The organism is Paraburkholderia eburnea, from assembly GCF_002917095.1.
Lineage (GTDB): Bacteria > Pseudomonadota > Gammaproteobacteria > Burkholderiales > Burkholderiaceae > Paraburkholderia > Paraburkholderia eburnea.
Window position 1 is genome coordinate 22,497 of sequence record NZ_PQGA01000031.1, and the last position, 19,460, is coordinate 41,956.

The 19,460-nt window shown below is 67.3% G+C and carries 17 protein-coding genes; 3 read left to right on the top strand and 14 right to left on the bottom strand.

The genetic code is table 11. The features are described from left to right. Positions 1–113: 113 nt before the first annotated feature. Positions 114–434 (top strand): DUF4148 domain-containing protein, encoded by a 321-nt coding sequence (locus tag B0G62_RS29515; protein WP_103707707.1) that lies wholly within the window; start codon positions 114–116, stop codon positions 432–434. 133 nt (positions 435–567) lie between these two features. Here the strand turns inward: B0G62_RS29515 and B0G62_RS29520 are convergent, their stop codons facing one another. The 14 genes from B0G62_RS29520 to aroQ form a co-directional block, all read right to left on the bottom strand. Continuing rightward, positions 568–1,455 carry an anti-sigma factor family protein gene (locus tag B0G62_RS29520; RefSeq protein ID WP_103707708.1) on the bottom strand — a complete coding sequence of 296 codons (888 nt, stop codon included), beginning with the start codon at positions 1,453–1,455 and terminating at the stop codon, positions 568–570. Beyond that, a complete protein-coding gene (locus tag B0G62_RS29525; RefSeq protein ID WP_103707709.1) occupies positions 1,452–1,970 on the bottom strand; it encodes a sigma-70 family RNA polymerase sigma factor in 519 nt (172 codons plus the stop codon). Before B0G62_RS29525 ends, B0G62_RS29520 begins: the two co-directional genes overlap by 4 nt. A gap of 21 nt (positions 1,971–1,991) precedes the next feature. Further along, a complete protein-coding gene (locus B0G62_RS29530) occupies positions 1,992–2,831 on the bottom strand; it encodes an anti-sigma factor (RefSeq protein ID WP_181315661.1) in 840 nt (279 codons plus the stop codon). A gap of 102 nt (positions 2,832–2,933) precedes the next feature. After that, positions 2,934–4,052: a diguanylate cyclase gene (locus B0G62_RS29535; RefSeq protein WP_103707710.1), complete on the bottom strand. Its 1,119-nt coding sequence runs from the start codon at positions 4,050–4,052 to the stop codon at positions 2,934–2,936. A gap of 95 nt (positions 4,053–4,147) precedes the next feature. Next, on the bottom strand, positions 4,148–5,167 hold the full coding sequence (gene cheB / locus B0G62_RS29540; RefSeq protein WP_103707711.1) for a chemotaxis response regulator protein-glutamate methylesterase: 1,020 nt from the start codon (positions 5,165–5,167) through the stop codon (positions 4,148–4,150). Further along, on the bottom strand, positions 5,167–7,512 hold the full coding sequence (locus B0G62_RS29545) for a hybrid sensor histidine kinase/response regulator (protein ID WP_103707712.1): 2,346 nt from the start codon (positions 7,510–7,512) through the stop codon (positions 5,167–5,169). The genes cheB and B0G62_RS29545 overlap by 1 nt, the downstream gene beginning before the upstream one ends. Beyond that, positions 7,509–8,222 carry a chemotaxis protein CheW gene (locus B0G62_RS29550; protein WP_103707713.1) on the bottom strand — a complete coding sequence of 238 codons (714 nt, stop codon included), beginning with the start codon at positions 8,220–8,222 and terminating at the stop codon, positions 7,509–7,511. Before B0G62_RS29550 ends, B0G62_RS29545 begins: the two co-directional genes overlap by 4 nt. After that, positions 8,215–9,630 (bottom strand): CheR family methyltransferase, encoded by a 1,416-nt coding sequence (locus B0G62_RS29555; RefSeq protein ID WP_103707714.1) that lies wholly within the window; start codon positions 9,628–9,630, stop codon positions 8,215–8,217. Before B0G62_RS29555 ends, B0G62_RS29550 begins: the two co-directional genes overlap by 8 nt. Further along, positions 9,627–10,145, bottom strand: coding sequence for a chemotaxis protein CheW (locus B0G62_RS29560; RefSeq protein WP_103707715.1), 519 nt, complete (start codon positions 10,143–10,145; stop codon positions 9,627–9,629). The genes B0G62_RS29555 and B0G62_RS29560 overlap by 4 nt, the downstream gene beginning before the upstream one ends. Before the next feature lie 55 nt (positions 10,146–10,200). After that, the gene (locus tag B0G62_RS29565) at positions 10,201–11,874 is read right to left on the bottom strand and encodes a methyl-accepting chemotaxis protein (RefSeq protein ID WP_103707716.1); all 1,674 of its coding nucleotides are present in this window, start codon (positions 11,872–11,874) and stop codon (positions 10,201–10,203) included. A 296-nt stretch (positions 11,875–12,170) separates the two neighbouring features. Then, entirely contained in the window at positions 12,171–12,845 is a 675-nt protein-coding gene (locus B0G62_RS29570; RefSeq protein WP_103707717.1) for a TetR/AcrR family transcriptional regulator, read from the bottom strand. 156 nt (positions 12,846–13,001) lie between these two features. Then, positions 13,002–14,384, bottom strand: a complete 1,383-nt coding sequence (locus B0G62_RS29575) for an MFS transporter (protein WP_103707718.1) — start codon at positions 14,382–14,384, stop codon at positions 13,002–13,004. 70 nt (positions 14,385–14,454) lie between these two features. Further along, positions 14,455–15,372 carry a shikimate dehydrogenase gene (locus tag B0G62_RS29580; protein WP_103707719.1) on the bottom strand — a complete coding sequence of 306 codons (918 nt, stop codon included), beginning with the start codon at positions 15,370–15,372 and terminating at the stop codon, positions 14,455–14,457. Then, positions 15,369–15,866, bottom strand: a complete 498-nt coding sequence (aroQ, locus tag B0G62_RS29585) for a type II 3-dehydroquinate dehydratase (RefSeq protein WP_103707720.1) — start codon at positions 15,864–15,866, stop codon at positions 15,369–15,371. Before aroQ ends, B0G62_RS29580 begins: the two co-directional genes overlap by 4 nt. Before the next feature lie 306 nt (positions 15,867–16,172). Between aroQ and B0G62_RS29590 the strand changes: the two genes are divergently transcribed. Beyond that, positions 16,173–18,083 carry a bifunctional sugar phosphate isomerase/epimerase/4-hydroxyphenylpyruvate dioxygenase family protein gene (locus B0G62_RS29590; protein WP_103707721.1) on the top strand — a complete coding sequence of 637 codons (1,911 nt, stop codon included), beginning with the start codon at positions 16,173–16,175 and terminating at the stop codon, positions 18,081–18,083. A gap of 175 nt (positions 18,084–18,258) precedes the next feature. After that, positions 18,259–19,437, top strand: coding sequence for a porin (locus tag B0G62_RS29595; RefSeq protein ID WP_103707722.1), 1,179 nt, complete (start codon positions 18,259–18,261; stop codon positions 19,435–19,437). Positions 19,438–19,460: the final 23 nt, after the last annotated feature.

Here is a 19,460-nt window from a genome sequence, read left to right on the forward strand (position 1 = left end):
CCCAGGCTGGTGCGTTCGTATCCATGCAAGCAGCGTCGAAACAAACCGGATCGTCAAGATCCCGTTTGATCGGCGACTGCCGCGAGATCACACCATCTGATAAGGAGTTCGAAATGTCTATCCGCCGCGTATTGATTGCCACGCTCGTCGCCGCTTCTTCCGTGGGCGCTGTCACCCAGGCATCGGCACAAGGTCTCACCCGCGAGGAAGTGCGCCAGCAACTGATCGAGGCCGAAGCCAACGGCTCGCGCTTCGTCACCGATGCGTCCTATCCTGAAGTCAGCCCGGTATTCGCGCAACAGGTCACGCACGCCGCGCACGCACAGGAAGCGAGCGGCATGGGGATGCCTGCATCCGGCAAGAGCGATTCAGGCGCGCCGCCGATGGCCTGCGTCGGCCCGGCAAGCTACTGCAATATCTATTCGGGAAGCTGATGCCGTCACGCTCAAGCGTGCAACGCCGAAACCCCGCTCATCGCGAGCGGGGTTTCGGCGCTGACATGCGCAAGGGTCTTTGAATACGCGGCGATGCCGCGCGAAACACGATCAGCGTGACTTCAACGTCGCTTCAACGCGAAGTCAGCTGCGCATAAACATCGTGCGAGAGCTGCAGCAGCACCTTGCGGTCGATACCGCCCGAGAGCGCATAACCGAAGTCGCCGTCGATCCAGTAGAACACGCTCACGGGGCCGTCTTCGTAGAGCTTGAACGCGGTGGTATTGCTGCTGACCTTGCGATGCGAGATGCACAGCGTCACGCGCTCGCCTTGCGCGTTGTGATACATGAACTGCGCGACATCGCCGTCCGGACCCGGCAGCAGACGCCCGCCGACCAGCTCGAAACCGCTGCGGGAAAGCATCGGCGGATGCACGTCGGTGCCGAGGCGATTCGCTAGCCATTGCACGAAATCCTGCTCCTGGCGCGCGCCCATCGTATCGGGGCGTTCGACCTCGGGCATATAGACCACGTGCGCGAGCGCGGCCTCGTGAACGAAATTCATGGTCGGGTCCGCGCTGACCGCGCGCAGTTCGGCGTGCGTATCGCCACCACCGGCCACGTCGCCGCCGTTCATCACATCGGTGCCGTAATGCGTGCCCCAACCGATGCCGATACCCACCACCAGCGCCGCCGCGAAGCCCGCGAACTTCGGCCAGTTGGCGGCCGCGCGCGCGTGGTTTTTAACCGCTTGCGGCGTGGCCGCATCGTCCTTGACGGTAGGAGCCGGGGCAGACGTAGACACCGCATCGCGCAGACGCGCGGGCACCGGCTCGCTCATTACCCGGTCGTAGCGCTCGTGCAGCAGGCTGTTCAGCGAGAAAAAGTCGCTCGTGCGCGCCGCGAGTTCGGGATTGCGCTCGAGTTCGCGCTCGACATCGGCGCGGCGCGCTTCGGAGAGCGTGCCGTCCACGTAGGCGTGAATCTCGTCTTCGGTCACGGGATGTTGTTGATCGCTCATCGCACCACCTTCAGGTTCGCACGCGGGACGGTTCCGGCCATCAGCGCGCGCAGGCGCTCACGGCCTCTGGACAGCCTCGACATCACGGTGCCGATCGGCACATCGAGCGCCAGCGCCACATCGGCGTAACTCATTTCCTCCAGCCCCACCAGCAGCACGACTTCGCGCTGCTCGACGGGCAAACGCTGCAGCGCGAAGTCGAGATCGCGCACTTCGAGCGCGCCGGTCTGCGTCGCGGGCACCGCGTAGTCGGCTTCGGGCACGCTGTCGTCGTCGACGGACACATGCGTGCCGCGCGCCGCCGATTTGCGCACCTGGTTCACGAACAGGTTGTGCATGATCGTGAAAAGCCAGGCGCGCAGATCGGTGCCTGCGCGAAACAGCTCGGTGCGCGCGAGCGCGCGTTCGAGCGTGTCCTGCACCAGATCGTCGGCCAGCTCGCGGTTATTCATCAGCGCGCGGGCATAACGCCTCAGGCGCGGTACGTGTTCGATCAGCTCGTCACGGACGTCCATGTTCCATCCTCGTCTGCCCTCTCATCGCCGGGGTTGCGCGTCCCCGCGCGCGGCTTGCTGCAACTCGTGCTGCGACTCGTTCCGCGCTTCGTTGCGTGTCTCCATCTGCCGCGTCGCGGCGTCCGCCGCGCGCATCAATCCGTGCGTGCGCGCATTGCCTGCCAGCACCCAGCGCGTGCCGTGCCCGATCCAGCCGATCAAGCGCAGATCGCCGACGCGGCGTGCGCTCCACTGCGGCGCATCGCGCTCGAACCAGGCGCGCGACGCGAGCAACACGACCGGCTGGCCCTCGGCGTTCACGTAGGTCCAGCGTTTTGCGCGCGCGAACGGGCCAAGCTCAATCGTGCCCGACGCGACGAAGCGCAGGCCCGCGGCGTCCAGATCGAACGGCGCAGGCCCGGCGGCGCGGGTGCCGGGCGCGAGCGTATCGGCGAGCGCGTCGGAGGTGTTCGGGATCGGGTGGCTGCCGCTGCCCGCTTCCAGCAACGCCATGACGGCCGCGTTATTGAGCGCCTGAACGCCGGGTTCGGAAACGGCCAGCCACGCCAGCGCAGCCGCCGCCAGCGCGAACGCCGCGACGAGCGCGGTGAAGCCGCGCCGCAGCGCACGCGAACCACGCATAAGCCGTGGCGGCATTGGCGCAAAAACCGGCGCGCCGGCCGCCGGCGCAACCGCGCCGAACGCGCGCCGCATCTGGGCGTTGAGCCGTCGATAGAACAGGATCCGGTGCCATTCGCCGGGCCTCAGCGCCAGATAGCGGCGCACGCGCGCGGCCCGCTCGCCGGGTAGCGAACCGTCAGTGTAGGCCTGAATATCGGCCTCGGAGACCGGCCGCTCGTCGAGCGGCCCCTGCGGAACCATGATCGTCGCGTGAATAAATGGGGACGATGGGCTAACGCGCGGGCCGCGCGCTTATTCCGGCAGAGGCCGAAAGTTTTTTGGGGGTGAGATGGACGACCCGGATTAACCGCGCGCCGTCACTTCGTTCGAGAACGCCACGCGGTTGCGGCCTTCGCGCTTGGCGCGATAGAGCGCCGCGTCGGCTTCCTCGATGAGCGCCGTTTCGGCCAGCCCCGCCGAGGGCGTGAGCGTCGCCACGCCCACGCTGATCGTCAGATGTTCGCTGACCTTCGAGCCCACATGCGGCAATTGCAGCGCCGCCACGTCGCGGCGCATCTTCTCGGCCATGAGGCGCGCGAACGCACTGCCCGCGCCCGGCATCACCACCGCGAATTCCTCGCCGCCAAAGCGCGCCACCAGGTCGCGCGGCTGGCTCACCTCGCGGCGGATCGTGGTCGCGACCGAGCGCAGCACGTTGTCGCCCGCGACGTGGCCGTAGGTGTCGTTATAGGGCTTGAAGTAATCGACGTCGATCATCAGCAGCGAGACTTCGGTGTTCTCGCGCTGTGCCCGCCGCCATTCCGCGTTCAGAAATTCGTCGAGATAACGACGGTTCGAAAGGCCCGTCAAACCATCCGAATGCGTGAGGCGGCGCAGCTCCAGATTCGCCCTGAGCAGTTCCTGCTGCGAGCGGCGCAGCGCGCGATAGGCCTCGTCACGCTGGAGCATGTTTACATAGGATCGCGAATGATATTTGACTCGTGCGATCAGCTCGATGCTGTCGGGCAATTTGACGAGATAATCGTTTGCGCCTGCCGCGAAGGCCGCGCTCTTGATCGCGGGTTCTTCCTTGGTCGACAGCACGATGATGGGCACGTCGCGCGTGGCGTCGTTGGCGCGGTACGCGCGCACCAGCGTGAGACCGTCGGTGCCGGGCATCACGAGATCCTGCAGGATCACGGTCGGACGCACCTGCTCGGCCATGCTCACGGCCTGTTCGGGATGCGGGCAGTAGTGAAAGTCGATTTCGCGCTCGCTCGCCAGCGCCCGCCTCACGGCCTCGGCGACGATCGCCTGGTCGTCCACCAGCAGCACCATCATCGGCACGTCCGCCGCGCCGGGCAAAGGCTGCTCAAGCGCCGTGCGCACGGCCGCAAGCGCCCCTTCGAGCGAGGCCTCGTCGGGCCCGCCTTCGGTCAGCGCGGGTTCCGGCGCGGAAGATTGATTCGGCTTCTCGGTCATGATGTCAGTCGCTTGGGTCTATCCAGTATCGATGCGGGCGGCTCGGGCGGAGTTCCGGCAAGGCCCCGGCCAGGGGTTCGGAGTTGGGTCCGGCGTCATGCCGCGCGCTGCGTGCCGAGACGGCTCACCAGTTCGGCGGCGATGGCGGGCAGCGGCAGAATCGCGCGCGCGGCGCCCAGCGCCGCGGCCGCTTTCGGCATACCGTACACGGCGCTCGTCGCCTGGTCCTGGGCAATCGTGTAGCAGCCCTTGGCACGCATCGCCTTCAGGCCGATCGCCCCGTCGCGCCCCATGCCCGTGAGCAGCACGCCGATGGCCTCGCCCGTCCAGTTCTCCACCACGCTATGAAAGAAGGTGTCCACGGACGGGCGGTACGGCGTCTCGGCAGGTTCGCGAGTGTAAGCCAGCTTGCCGTTCGCTGCCATGCGCAGATGATCGTTGGTCGCCGCGAGCAGCGCCTCGCCCGGCGCCGGCCGGTCGCCTTCGCAGGCGATGCGCACCTTGAGCGCGGTCTGCCCGTTGAGCCAGTCGGCCATGCCCACGGCGAACGACTGATCGACGTGCTGCACGATCACGATCCCCGCTTTAAACCCCGCCGGCAACGCGCCCAGCACGGTCGCCAGCGCGGTCGGGCCGCCCGCCGACGAGCCGATCGCCACCAGCGGCGCGAGCATGCCGGTCCCGGCCGTGAACGCGGCCGGTGCGCGCGTGGCTTCGGTCACGCCGTTCACACGGCCGATCTGGTCGATCTTGGCGAGCAGCAGATCCATGGTGCTGCGCGCTTCGGGACCCGCGAGCGTGGGGGTATCCACCGCATCGAGCGCGCCCGCGCCCATCGCCTCGTACACGCGCCATGCGTTCGCGCCCACGCTGCTCGTGACGATCAGGATCGGGCACGGCGAGCGCGCCATGATGCGCCGCGTGGCCTCCACGCCATCGATCTTCGGCATCACGAGATCCATGAGGATCACGTCGGGCTGCTGGGCCGCGCAGAAGTCGACGGCCTGCTCGCCGTCGGCCGCCACCCACAGCACGCGATGCCCCGGCCGGGCCGCAATGGCGTGCCGCAGCGCCTCGACGGCGAGGGGCATGTCGTTCGCGATACCGATGTTCATCAGGTCGCCTCTCCGATCAGGTCGTTCACGGCGTCGAGCAGCGCTTCGTCGTGGAAGCTGCCCTTGGTCAGATAGTAGTCGGCGCCCGCGTCGAGGCCGCGCCGCCGGTCGTCTTCGCGGTCCTTGTACGAGACGATCATCACGGGCACGTTGCGTTGATGCGGGTCGTTACGAATCATCGTGACGAGTTCGATGCCGTCCATGCGCGGCATATCCACGTCGGTGATCACGAGGTCGAACTGACCGTTGCGCAGCGTGTTCCAGCCGTCCATGCCGTCCACCGCGACCGTCACGGCATAGCCGCGTTTTTCGAGCAGCTTGCGCTCCAGTTCGCGCACGGTCAAGGAATCCTCCACCACGAGAATGCGCTTGCGTTCGCGCGCCGTCGTGTTCGCGCCGCGCGTCACGCCCGCGAGCTGCCCTTCGCGCACGAGCCGCGCAACCGAGGCGATGATGTCCTCGACATCGACGATCAGCGTCACGGTGCCGTCTTCGAGCAGCGCGGCGGCGGCCACGTTGCGCACCTTGCCCAGGCGCGCATCGAGCGGCTGCACCGCAAGCGTGCGCTCGCCCGCGAAACCATCGACGGCGATGCCGTAGAGCGCGGCGTCGTGGCCCGTGCCGTCGCCGATCAGCAGGACGCTGACGTCGCCCGAAGCGTTGGCGGGCGCGGTGGCATCGCTCGCGCCAAGCAACTGGCGCGCGGTGACGAGCCCGATCGGCCGCCCTTCGTGAACGATATGCTGCTGGCCTTCGAGCATGTCGATGGCCTCGCGCGGCACGCGCAGCGCGCGGCGCACATGCGCGAGCGCAAACGCGTAGGCCTCGCCCGCGACATCGACGATCAGACTGCGCAACACCGACAGCGTGAGCGGCAATTGCAGCACGAAGCGCGTGCCGCGCCCCGCCGCGCTTTCGATGCGCACCGTGCCGCGCACGGCCTTGGCGAAGTTCTGCACCGCGTCGAGGCCCACGCCGCGCCCGGACACGTCGGTCACGCGCTCGCGCATCGAGAAGCCCGGCAACAGCAGGAATTCGAGCAACTCCGGCTCGGACATGGTTTCGACCGCATCGGCCGGCGCGAGACCGCGCGCCACGATCGCGCGCCTGAGCGCGGGCATGTCGACGCCCGCGCCATCGTCGGCCACGGCGATCAGCAGCTTGCCCGCGCTGTGACGCGCTTCGAGCGTAAGCGTCGCTTCCTCGGGCTTGCCGAGCAGGCGGCGCGTGCCGGGGTCTTCGATGCCGTGATCGAGCGCGTTGCGCAGCAAGTGGCCAAGCGGCGCGTCGAGCATGTCGAGAATATCGCGATCGACCTGGGTGTTCTCGCCGTCGATCACGAAGCGCACGCGCTTGCCGAGCGAGCGCGCGAGATCGCGCACGATGCGCGGATAGGCGTGCGCGGTGTCGCTGAACGGGCGCATGCGGCATTCGAGCGCCGAATCGTAAAGACGTTGCGCGAGCTGGGTGCCGCGCCGGTCGATGCGGTCGAGGTCGTCGAAGCGTTCGGCGAGCTGGCCGCCGAGCGTCGACAACTGCTCGCGGATGGCGGCGAGCGCGGCGCGCGCCTCGTGGCCGAGCGCATCGCCGTGATGCTCGCTGAACTGGCCGAGTGCGGCGAGCACGTCGCCCTGGGCGCGGCGCACGCGCAGCAGGCCGTTGGCGAACGGCCGCATCCGGCGCGATTCGACCAGCGATTCGCCCGCGAGACCCAGCAGCCGGTCGAGCGTGCCCGCGCGTACGCGCAGCATGCGGTCGCTGTCGCGCGCGCTGCGGGCCGTTGTGGACGGATTGATGGGCTGCGCAGCGGCAGAGGCGGCGATGGGTTCAGCGTAGTCGCTGACGACCTCCGCCGCGACCGGCTCGTCCTTCGGCATCGGCACGCTGGCGAGACTCGCCGCGAGCAATGCTTCGGGATCAAGCGGTGACGGCTGCCCGACCGCTTCGGCTGAAGCCGCCAGCCCGCCATTCGCCAGGCGCGCGACAAAGCCGTCCACCACCTCGCGCGCGAGCGGCGGCGCGGACGCATCGCCCGCCGCCATCAGCAAATCGATGCCGACCAGCAGCGCATCGATGCGTCCCGCATCGATCGTCAGCACGCCATGCTGCGCGTCAACGAAGCAATCCTCCATCGCGCTCGCCACATCGACTGCCTCGGGCAGCCCGACGATGCGCGCCGCGCCCTTGAGCGAGTGCGTCGCGCGCATGCAGGCTTCGAGCGTGGTGGCGTCGGCAGGCGTCGCTTCCAGCGCGAGCAGGCCCGCCGCGAGCGTGCGCGTCTGCGTCTGCGCCTCCTCGCGGAACAGGTCGAGCAGCGAGCGGCGGCTCAGTTCGTCGTCGCTCATCGCAGGCTCCGGGTCAACGCGCCGAACAGCGCATCGGGTTCAAGCACGCCCACCGAGCGGCCGCGCCACGGGAACACGCCACGCACATGGCGGCCCGCCGCGTGCGCGAGCGTGGCGGGCGCGGGCAGCAGTTCATCGGCGCCGAAGTAGGCCACGCCTTCGACATCGTCGACGGGGAACGCCGTCGTCTCTCCGTCCCATTCGGTGACGAGCAGGCGCGGCGTGGCGGCGCGCGCACCCGTGGCCGCCGCGGTCTGTGCGAGCGCATCGATATGCAGCAGATCGGCGAGCGAGGCCGCGAGCGTGAGCACGCCGCGCACGTTCACGACGCCGAGCACCGCCGAACTGCGCCGGTGCGGCAACGAGTGGATCGGGCGCGATTCGCCGACGTAGCGCAGCGCGGACGCCGTGAGCGCGAGCCATTCCGCCCCCACGCGGAACACGAGCGAGCCGTCGCGGCGCAGGCTCGCGGCGTCGGTGCGCGCGGTGCTCTGCTGCGAGATCGGCACGCTGGTCGCGCCCTGCACCGGGCGATCGAGCATACGCGCGGCAGCCTGCTCGAACACGGGACAATTGAGGCAACGCACGTACTGCGCGAGGCGCTCGCACGAGTTGTCGCCGCGCACACCGATGCGGTTCCAGCAATCGTCGGGCGCGCTCCGGATGCCGCCATCGTCATGCGCCAGGTTTGCGTCGCGTGTTTCACGCATTGGCGCCCCCCGGGCTGCGCTGCGATGCGCGTTCGGCACGGCGCATCAGACGCCGCGCGCCGTCGGCGTCGCCCTGCACTTCGAGCAGCGCGGCGAGATGCGTGAGCGCCTCGTAGTGGCCCGGCTCCAGATACAGCGTCTTGCGATAGTGCCCGAGCGCGAGCGCCGCCTCGCCTTGCGCATCGGCGATCAGGCCGAGCAGATACCACGCCTCGGCATCGTCGGGCGCGGCTTGCGCATGTTGCGTGGCCGCGCGCGCGGCGGCATCGAGCGATCCGGCATCGGCCAGACGGCGGGCTTCGGCCAGCGTCGGCGGGTTCGGTGGGTTCGGCGTGCTGGACGCCTGCGGCGCGGCTTTCGATGCCGCGAAAGCCGGCGTCGTCGCGAACTGCGTCGCCGGCCGCATCGCGGGCAGCGCGGCGGCGCGCGTGGGCGGCACCGTATGCAGCGGTCTCAGCGAGGTATGCAGCGTGGCGTACGACGAGGGATGCGGCGCGCCGTCATGCTGCGTGCGAACGCTCCGCGCCGGTAACGCCAGCGGATCGGCGGCCTGCGCGCCCTCGCCGCCCGGCCAGCGAAAACCGAACGCCAGCGGAATCTGCGCCGAGGCGAATTCATGGCGCATCATCAAGCCCGTTTCCGCCGGCCCGACGAAGATCATCCCGCCATCGGCGAGACGCGCGCGCAAGAGGCCGATCGCGCGATCCTGGGCCTGGCGGTCGAAATAGATCAGCACGTTGCGGCAAAAAATGAAGTCGTAGCGCACGGGATGCGCGGCGAGCCACTCGAACAGGTTCGCGCGCTCGAAGTGCACGGCGCGCCGCACGGCATCGGCAAGCTGCCAGCCTTGCGGCGTCGCATGGAAATAGCGCTCGCGAAACGCCAGCGCATCGCCGCGAAACGCGTTGCGGCCATAGACGCCGTGCGCGGCAGCCTCGATCGAGGCCGAACTGATGTCGATGGCGTCGATGCCGAACTGCTCGTGCGCGAGGCCCGCCTCGAACAGCGCCATCGCCGCCGAGTACGGTTCCTCTCCTGTCGAACACGGCGCGCTGAGCACCCGCAGCACTTCGCCGGGATGCCGCACGAGCCGCTCCATGCCGCCGCGCGCGAGCGCCGCAAAGGCTTCGCGTTCGCGGAAGAACCAGGTTTCGGGCACGACGAGCGTGTCGATCAGCGCCTGGCGCTCGGCGGCGGTGGCCGTCAGCACGCTCCAGTAGGCGTCGTGCGCGGCCTCCGGGTGCAGCGTGCCGCCCGCCAGGTCCGCAGCCACGCCCGCGCCCGCGCCCGCGCCCACGGTTGCGGCCGCGCGCGCCGCCACGGCGCGCGCGAGCGCCTGCGCGCCGAGCGATTCGGCGTCGATGCCGGTTTCCTCCAGCAGCCAGCTCTCGAAGCGCGCAAGACTCATGACGCGCGCCCCATCGGCGTGGGGTGGGCGTTGCCGTCTTCACCGCCCTGCCAGCTCGGCGGATCGGGAAACAGCAGCGCGCGCACGCGCGCGTCGAGCAACTGATCGACCTTCACCCATTGCACGAAGCCGAGCGCGTCGCGCGCGACGGGACCGAGCCAACGCGCCTCAGGCGTGGCGATTCCGCCCTCGGCGAAGTCGCCGGGCGCGAAGCTCTGGGTGCGCGTCGCGCATTCGAGCAGCAACGCAAGGCGGCGCGGTTGCGAGGCGCGGGGATCGGCGCGATCGTTCACCAGCACGAGCCGCGTGGACATCAGCCTATGCGCGGGCCGCCCGAGCGCCAGCTGCGCCATGTCGACGACCGGCACCGGCGCGCCTTCGTGATCGATCACGCCCGCGATGAACGGCGGCGTGCCCGCGAACGCGCGCACCGGCTGCAAGGGCAGCACGCGCACGATCTCGCGCGCATCGAGCGCGTAGCGTTCGCCGTCCAGCTCGAACACGAGAAAAAGCATCGCCGCTCCGTTCAGGGAAAAGCCGGATTCAGGCGCCCCGGCGTCACGCGTCGGGTCACGCTTCGATCCTGAACCGCGAGACGCCCGTGCGCAGTTCGTTGGCCACGAGCGTCAGATTGTCGATGGCCTGGGACGACTGGCGCAGCGATTCCGCCGTCTGCTGCGCGGCCTCGGACAGTTGCGTGAGCGCCTGGGTGATCTGCTCGGCGCTGGTGGCCTGGGCCTGCATGCCGTCGTTGACCACCTGGAAGCGCGGCGCGAGCGTCTGCACCGCGCCGATGATCTGCGAAAGCTGCGCGCCCACCGCCTGGACGTCGTGCATGCCGCGCCGCACTTCCTCGGCGAACTTGTCCATGCCCATCACGCCCGCCGACACCGCCGACTGGATTTCCTTGACGGTCTGCTCGATATCGAAGGTCGCCACGGCCGTCTGGTCGGCGAGGCGGCGGATTTCGGTCGCCACCACGGCAAAGCCGCGGCCATACTCGCCGGCTTTTTCCGCTTCGATAGCCGCGTTCAGCGACAGCAGATTGGTCTGGTCCGCGACCTTGGTGATGGTCGCCACGACCTGATTGATGCTCACGGCCTTCTCGTTGAGGATCGCGAGCTTGGCGTTCACCGATCCCGCCGCCTCCATCACGCTGCGCATGGTGTCTTCCATGTGCGTGAGGCCGCTCTGGCTGTTGGAGGCGAGTACCGCCGACTGCTCGGCGACGGTCGACACTTCGCCCATCGTGCGCACGAGATCGCGCGCGGTCGCGAAAATCTCGCGCGAGGTCGCGCCGATTTCGGTCGTGGTGGCCGCCGTCTCGCTGGCCGTGGCCTGCTGCTCCCGCGACGTGGCGGCAACCTCGGCGACCGACGTGGTCACCTGCAGCGACGACTTCTGCGCCTGAGCGACGAGGCTCGCGAGTTCGTCGCTCATGCGGTTGAAGCCGTCTTCGAGCACGCCGAATTCGTCGCGGCGTCCCAGTTCCAGACGCTGCGCGAGGTTGCCCATGCGCATGGCGTCGTGCACTTCGACGAGGCGCGCCATCGGTCGCGTGATCGCGCGATGCAGCGTGTAGCCCGTTACGAGCGCCGCCAGCAGCACGATGCCGAGCGCGCTTGCCAGCGTGATTTCCGTGCCCGTGACCGAGCTGCGGATAGTCTGCGCGGATTCGTCGGCCTGGTTGCGGTTTTCCTCGACGACCGTGTTGGCGGCCGTCAGCACGTCGCGCCAACTGGCGTCCAGTTGCACGAACGCGGTCTGCGCGGCGCTGCGTTGGGCCGGCAGGTCGTGCACCACGGCCATCAGTTGCGGCAGGTAGCGGGCGTAAGCGTCGCGAAAGTGCTGGTAACGCGCGCGATCGTCGGCGCGATAGACCGATGCCTCGTAGTGCGAGGCGTTCTGCTCGACCTGGCTCATGGCGGCCGGCAGTTGCTCGAGCACCTGCGCGATGCCCGTGGCATCGGGCTCGACGAACGCGGCACGCTCGACAAGGCTGTAGGTCTGGTTCGCGGCGGCGCGCATCGAAGTCGAGTAGAACAGGCCCGGCACGGAATCGCGCGTGAGGCTCAAGGCATCCTCGTCGATGGAGCGCAGGCGCTCCCAGGAGATCGCGGCCGTCGCGAGCATCAGCACGAACAGCAGGCCGAAGCTGAGGACGATGCGCGTACCGAGTGTGTAGCGACCCTGGGTCTGGCGGGGCAGTCCGGCTGAACCGGTACGGGGCGTGGCAGTGCTCATTACGCGTGGGCTTATCCGGTTGACGTGGACCGGCGCCGGGCGCGCGCAGCGGGCTCAGACCGAAAACAATCGGCGAACGGAACGCGAGCAGGCGCACGGCGCGGGCAAGGCCCGCGTATGCGGGCTTCCGGGCCGTAGTGTAATGCGTTTGCGCACTTTTATGGGATGAGGGAAATCGGGAGTGTGGTAGCGACGCCGAATGCCGATAACCCGGCGCGGCGGCGCGTTGCCCTTCCCGGTTTCGTTTCCCGCCGCCGCTTGAGCGGAATTGCGGGACAAATCAGGGAGATCGGCGCTCAAGCCGCCTTGCGCACGAAACGCGTGACGACGTCCACGATCATCTCGCGGTGACGCGCCCGCAGGCGCGGATGCGAGGGATCGCGCCCGAACGCCGCGCCGAAGGTATGGCGATTGCCCACGCGATGAAAGCACATCGAGCTGATCAGCAAATGCAGGTCGATGGGATCGATATCATCGCGGAACACGCCGGCGGCCACGCCGCGCGCGAGCAGGTCTTCGATCGTGCGGATCGCGCTGGCGTTACGGGTGCGGAAAGTCTTGAGCCGCTCGATGTACTTCGCGCCGTGGATGTTCTCGATGGTCACGAGACGCACGAAGTCGCGATGGCGGTCGTGATAATCGAAGGTGAATTCGACGAGGCGCTGGAGGCCTTCGTCGGGACCGAGTTCGTCGATGTGCAGATCCTGCTCCAGCGCGCGGATGTCGCCATAGACCTTGTCGAGCACCGCTTCGTACAGCCCTTCCTTGCTGCCGAAGTAGTAGTACAGCATGCGCTTGGTGGTATTGGTGCGCTCGGCGATCGCGTCGACGCGCGCGCCCGCGAGGCCCATCGCCGAAAATTCGGCGGTCGCCACTTCGAGGATGTTGCGTTTGGTCTGCTCGGGATCGTACTTGCGGCGGCTTTCGGATTGAGCGTCGTTACGTTCGGCCGCAGCCGCCGGTCTTGCCATAATTATTCTGTGGACCGCGAGTAGGAAGGGATTCGACCGATTCTAGCATGGCCGGTAGCGTGCTCTTAACGTGCTCTTAACGTGCTCTTAACGCGCTTTTAGCGGGCCTTCCCGGGCCGTCGAAGCGGTGAACCGGCGCACCGGTTCCCCCTCGCCTCAAAGCTCGATGCGCTTGATGTCGCCCACCACGAAGATATACGACGCCGCGCCGACCAGCGCGATCGTGCCGATAAAGGCCAGCGCCCAGACAAACGACCCCGTCGCGCCCACGATCATGCCGACGACCAGCGGCGTGATGATGCCCGCGAGATTGGCGGCGAGGTTGAAGATGCCGCCCGTGAGGCCGAGCATGCCGGCCGGCGCGATATCCGACACCAGCGTCCAGCCGAGCGCGGCCATGCCCTGGGCGAAGAACGCCACGGAGAGGATGGCGATCACGGCCACGTTGCTCTCGACGAAGTTCGCGAGAATGATGCTCGACGCGAGCAGCAGCCCGGCGATGATCGGCAGCTTGCGCGCCACGTTGGCCGAAACGCCGCGACGCAGCATCCAGTCCGAGAACGTGCCGCCGAACATCACGCCCACCGATGCGGCGATGAACGGCATGATCGCGAAGAAGCCAATCTTGAGCCAGCCCATGTGGCGTTCGGTGGCGAGGTAGGTCGGGAACCAGGTGAGGAAGAACACGAGCGTCGAATTGCCCGCGAACTGGCCGAGGCAAATCCCCGCGAGCTGGCGCTTGCGCAGCAGCTTGCCGGCCATGCGCCAGTCAAAACCACCCTTAGCACCCTTCACACCCTTCGCTTCCTTGCCTTCCTGCGTGGCCGCTTCAGCCTTGTGCTCTTGCCTGGCGAGGCCGCCGCCTGCCTCGATATAGTCGAGTTCCGCGCGGTTGGCCGCCGGATGATCGTGCGGCTCGCGGTAGAACGCCCACCAGACGAAGCCGAACACGATGCCCACGCCGCCCACCACGTAGAACAGCGAGCGCCAGCCGTATGCGCCCATCAGCGCGAACAGGAACGGGCTGAAAAACGCCAGGCCGATGTACTCGCCCACCGTATAGGTGCCGGTCGCGAAAGCGCGTTCGTGCTGCGGGAACCAGGTCGCCACGACGCGGCTATTGGTCGGGAAGCACGGCGATTCGGCGGCGCCCAGTCCCAGGCGGCAGGCGAACAGCGCGCCCACGCTGCCAACGAAGCCTTGCACCAGCGTGCAGAGCGACCAGAGCGTCATCGACAGGAAATAGGTCAGCTTGCTGCCGAAGCGGTCGAGAAACACGCCGCCCGGAATCTGCGCGACCACATAGCTCCACGAGAACGCCGAAAACACCAGACCCATCAGCGCCGCATTGATACCCAGCTCCTTCGTCAACTGCGGCGCGGCAATGCCGAGCACCGTGCGGTCGAGATAGTTGATCATCGTGCCGACGGCGAGCAAACCGAGGATGCGGTAGCGCGCTTTCGTGCGGCGCAGCGCGCCCTGCGCCGGTGCGGCCGCAACGCCAGGCGCGTCGCGCCCCGTGGATACGGGTGGTGCCATGTCTGTCTCCTGATCCTGTGTGCCCGTTGATGGCTTCGTGGTGGTTGTTGTGGTCGTTGTGCTTCTGCTGTTATTGGCCGGCGTCCTGCACCAGCATGGCCTGCAGATGCGCGTACATGCGCTCCGCGTCCGGCTCGAGGCCCGTGAACAGCCGGAACGCGTCCACGGCCTGGTACACCGCCATGCCGCCGCCGCTCAACGTGCGGCAGCCGCGTGCCTCGGCGGCTTCGAGCAGCGCCGTGCGAATCGGGAAATAGACGATATCCGCGACCCACAGACCGGCGTGGAGATACTCGGCGGGCAGCGGCAGGCCGGGCAGCTTGGCCATGCCGGTCGGTGTGCAGTGAATCAGGCCCGTCGCATTGGCCAGCGTCGCTTCGAGCGTGGCGCTCGTGCCCGCGCTCACGCGCGCTGCGGGAAAACGCGCCTGCAATTCGGCGGCAAGCGTCGCCGCCCGATCCGCATCGACGTCGAACAGCGTGAGTGCGCGCGCGCCCATCTGCAAGGCCGCATGGGCGACCGCCGCGCCCGCGCCGCCCGCGCCCAGTTGCACGACCGCTTCGAGCGACACGTCGGGCAGGCCGCGCTTGAATGCGGTGGCGAAGCCCGACCAGTCGGTGTTGTGACCGATACGCCTGCCGTCGCGGAACAACACCGTATTGACGGCGCCGAGCGCGCGCGCATCGTCCGAAAGCTCGTCGAGCAGCGCAATCACAGCCTGCTTGCACGGATACGTGATGTTCAGGCCGTCGAAGCCCGCGCGCTGCGCCGTCAGCAGCAGCTCCGGCAGGTCGTCGATCGTGAGGCCCAGCGGATCGAGATCGAGACGGCGATACACATAGTTGTAGCCCAGTTCGCGGCCTTCCTTCTCGTGCATCGCGGGTGTAAGCGAGCCGGCGATGCCCTTGCCGATCAGACCGCACAGGAACGAGCGCGGCTTCAGCGCGTTGTTTTGCGCGTTGTTCTGCGAATTATTCTGCGCGCTCATTGCGCCCCCTTCTTTCCGGTTGCGGTTTGCGTGGTGGACGGTGTGGTGGATTCAGCCGAAAGCAGCGTCGCCATGCGTTCGAGCGCGAGCACATAGCCCTGGGTGCCACAGCCCACGATGATCCCCGACGCCACCGCCGAGACAAATGAGTGGTGCCGGAATGCTTCGCGCTGATGGACGTTGGAGATATGGACCTCGATCACGGGCCTGGCGACGGCGCTCAGCGCATCGGCCAGCGCGACCGAAGTGTGCGTGTAAGCAGCGGGATTGATGACGATGCCAGCCGCTTGTGTACGGGTTTCGTGCAGCCAGTCGATCAGTTGATGCTCGGCATTCGATTGCCGAAAGTCGATCGCAAGCTTCAGACGCTTGCCGGCTTCCCGGCAGCGGTTCGCCACATCGTCCAGCGTTTCGTACCCATAGACCGCGGGCTCCCGCGTTCCCAACAGATTCAGATTCGGCCCATTGAGGACCAGTACCGACGGCAATTCCATTACACGCTCCACTACGACGTCTCGACAGGCGCGGTCTTTGCGCACACTCGCGCTGCATGAATTCACGCATGAGCCAATGGGCACACCCGACGCATGGCCGCCAGTGTGCCGCGCGCGCGCCTCGCGGTCATCCTGGGGTTTCCCAGAATTTGTACTAACTGGTTAGTTTGTCTATTCTTGCGACACTCCTGCGGCGCGGGCCGTCCCTGGTCCGCATCGCGGGTTCTATGCTTAACGTTATTGCCGCCGCAACGCCACGCCATGATCAAGACGCCTCAACCTACAGCCGCCTCCGCTCTTTCTCCCTTGTGCCGCTCGATCGCGACCGTGTCGATCAGCGGCACGCTCGCGGAAAAGCTCGCCGCGATCAGCGCCGCTGGCTTCACGGGCGTCGAGATCTTTGAAAACGATCTGCTCTATTTCGAAGGCTCGCCCGCCGATGTGCGCCGCATGGCCGCCGATCACGGCCTGGCTATCGTGCTCTATCAGCCGTTCCGCGATTTCGAAGGCGTGAGCGCCGAGCGCCTCGCGCGCAACGTGGAGCGCGTCAAGCGCAAGTTCGAGGTGATGCACGAACTGGGCGCGGACCGCCTGCTGGTATGCAGCAGCGTCGCGCCCGATGCGATCGACAATGACGCGCTCGCCATCGATCAGCTTGGCCAGCTCGCGCAAGCGGCAGCGCAGGCCGGCATCGTGACCTGTTATGAAGCGCTGGCGTGGGGCCGCAACGTGCGGACCTGGCGCCATGCCTGGAAGCTCGTGGACGCGGTGAATCATCCGAATCTCAAGCTCGCGCTGGACAGCTTCCATACGCTTTCGCTCGACGACACGCCCGATGCGATCGCGTCGATTCCGGGCAATCGCATCGGCTTCGTGCAGATCGCCGACGCGCCGAAGATGCAAATGGATGTGCTCGAATGGAGCCGTCATTACCGCTGTTTCCCGGGCCAGGGCGATTTCGCGCTCGCGGACTTCACGGCGCAGGTGGTGAAAAGCGGCTACCAGGGGCCGCTTTCGCTGGAAATCTTCAACGACGGCTTCCGTGGCGCGCCGACGGCGGCAACGGCCGCGGACGGCCATCGTTCGCTGCTGCTGCTCGAAGCGCTCACGCACGAGGAACTGGCGAAGGAGAAGGACACGACTGGCGCGACGCTCTATACGCCGCCCGCCGCGCCCACGCATACGCAGTGGCAATTCCTCGAATTCGCGGTCAACGCCGACGCGCGCGAACGTGTGGCCGGTCTGCTCGACAAGCTGCATTTCCGCCGCGCCGGCCAGCATCGCTCGAAGGATGTGACGCTCTATCGGCATGGCTCGGCCGCCATCGTGCTGAACGCCGAACCCGATTCGTTCGCCGATGCGTTTTTTCAGCGTCATGGCCTGTCGCTGTGTGCGTCCGCGCTGCGCGTGGACGATGCGCGCCTCGCGCTCGAACGGGCGGCGGGCTTCGGCTATCAGCCGTTCTCGGGCCGCGTGGGTCCAAACGAGCGCGTCGTGCCGGCGGTTCAGGCGCCGGATGGCAGTCTTAACTACTTCGTGAACGAAGAACCCGGCAAGCCCACGCTCTTCGAAGCCGACTTCGCGCTCACCGATGTGGACGGTCCCACCGAAGTCGGCCCCATCACGGGCATCGATCACGTGAGCCTTTCGCTGCCGGCCGGTTCGTTCGATTCGTGGGTGCTGTTCCTGAAGTCGGTGTTTGGTCTTCAGGCGAGCGCCGCCGTGCTGGTGCCGGACCCCTACGGCCTCGTGCGCAGCCGCGCACTGTGCAGCGTCGATCGTGGCCTGCGCGTGGTGCTCAATGCGTCGGTCGATCAGCACACCGCCGCCGCCGAAACCGTGCGCGCCTATCACGGCACGGGCCTGAATCATGTCGCCTTCAGCACTGGCGACATCTTCCGCGCCGTGACGGAATTCGAGGCGGCGGCTGTGCCGCTGCTGCGCGTGCCTGCGAATTACTACGACGATCTCGAAGCGCGTTTCGCCATGCCCACCGATTTCCTCGATACGCTGCGCCAGCACAACCTGCTCTACGACCGCGACGAGAAAGGCGGCGAATTCCTGCACGCCTATACCGAAACGCTCGACCAGCGCTTCTTTGTCGAACTGGTCGAACGGCGCGGCGGTTACGACGGCTACGGTGCGCCGAACGCCGCCGTGCGCCTGGCCGCCCAGGCTCGCCAGCGTGCGCGCGCGGCGCGCGAGCAGGCCGAGTAAGCCCAATCCGCCCAAATGGCCCATGAAATACGAGTCTTCACAATAAGAAGGCCACACCGAACCTGATTACTGGAACCTGAGACCCGGCGCCGCGCAGGCGGCCCACCCCGCACATTTCCGTGCGGGTCGATGCAAAACAATAAGCAATCCTGCCTTTTATTGGAGACGCACAACGATGAAGAAGACTGGCTTCGGCCCCGGCATTTTCGTGGCGGCGAGCGCCGCGCTGATCGCTCACCCGGCATTCGCCCAGAGCAGCGTGACGCTCTACGGCGCAGTCGACGACGCGATCACCTACGTCAACAACCAGAACGGTCACTCGAACGTCTATCTGCGCCAGGGTAACGTCTACGCTTCGAAATTCGGCCTGCTCGGCAAGGAAGATCTCGGCGGCGGCACCTACGCGATCTTCGACCTGCAGAACGGCTTCGATCCCAACAGCGGCGCGCTGCAGTCCGCCGGCCTGCTCTTTAACCGCCAGGCGTACGTGGGACTGAAAAACGATCAGGCGGGCATCTTCACGATGGGCCGCCAGTACACGCCCTACTACCAGTTCGTCGGCCCGCTCACGGGCAGCAACTGGCTCACCGGCGCAACCGGCGCGCACCCGGGCGATATCGACGGACTCGACACCACGGTGCGTATCAACAACTCGGCGATCTACACGTCGCCGACGTGGTACGGCCTGCAGGCAAGCGCCATGTACGCGTTCGGCGGCATCGCGGGCAGCACCGGCCGTGGCCAGACCTGGAGCGCCGCGCTGCGCTACAACAATGGCCCGATCTCGCTCGCAGCCGCGATTCTGCGCATGGATAACGCCGCGCTCACGAGCGGCTTCGATACGTCGTCGACGGGGAGTTTCGGCAGATCGTCGCTGAATACGGGCTATGTGTCGGCGCGTGCGGTGCAGCATGTGGCCGTGGCGGGCAACTACACGATCGGTAACTTCCTGCTGGGCGCCTCGTATTCCAATGTCGAATACCTCGCAGGCGGCAAGTCGCTGTTCGCCGATACCGCCGTGTTCAACACCTGGGCCGCGCTGGCCACCTACCGCTTCACGCCCGCGTTCGATGTCGGCGCCGGCCTGGCGTACACGCTGGCCTCGAAGGCCAACGGCATCACCAGCGCCGCGCGCTACGAGCAGGTTTCGCTCAAGGAGACCTATCACCTCTCCAAGCGCACCTCGCTTTACGCGTTGCAGGGCTATCAGCACGCGAGCGGTCAGACGCTCGGCGCGAATGGCGCAGGCGATATCGTCAACGCGAGCCCGGCGGTGGGCGACTCGCAGAACAGCACGCCGTCGAGCACGCATTCGCAGTTCGTCGGCATGGCGGGCATCGCGCTGCTGTTCTGATCCGCCCGTCAGGACCGCGTCAA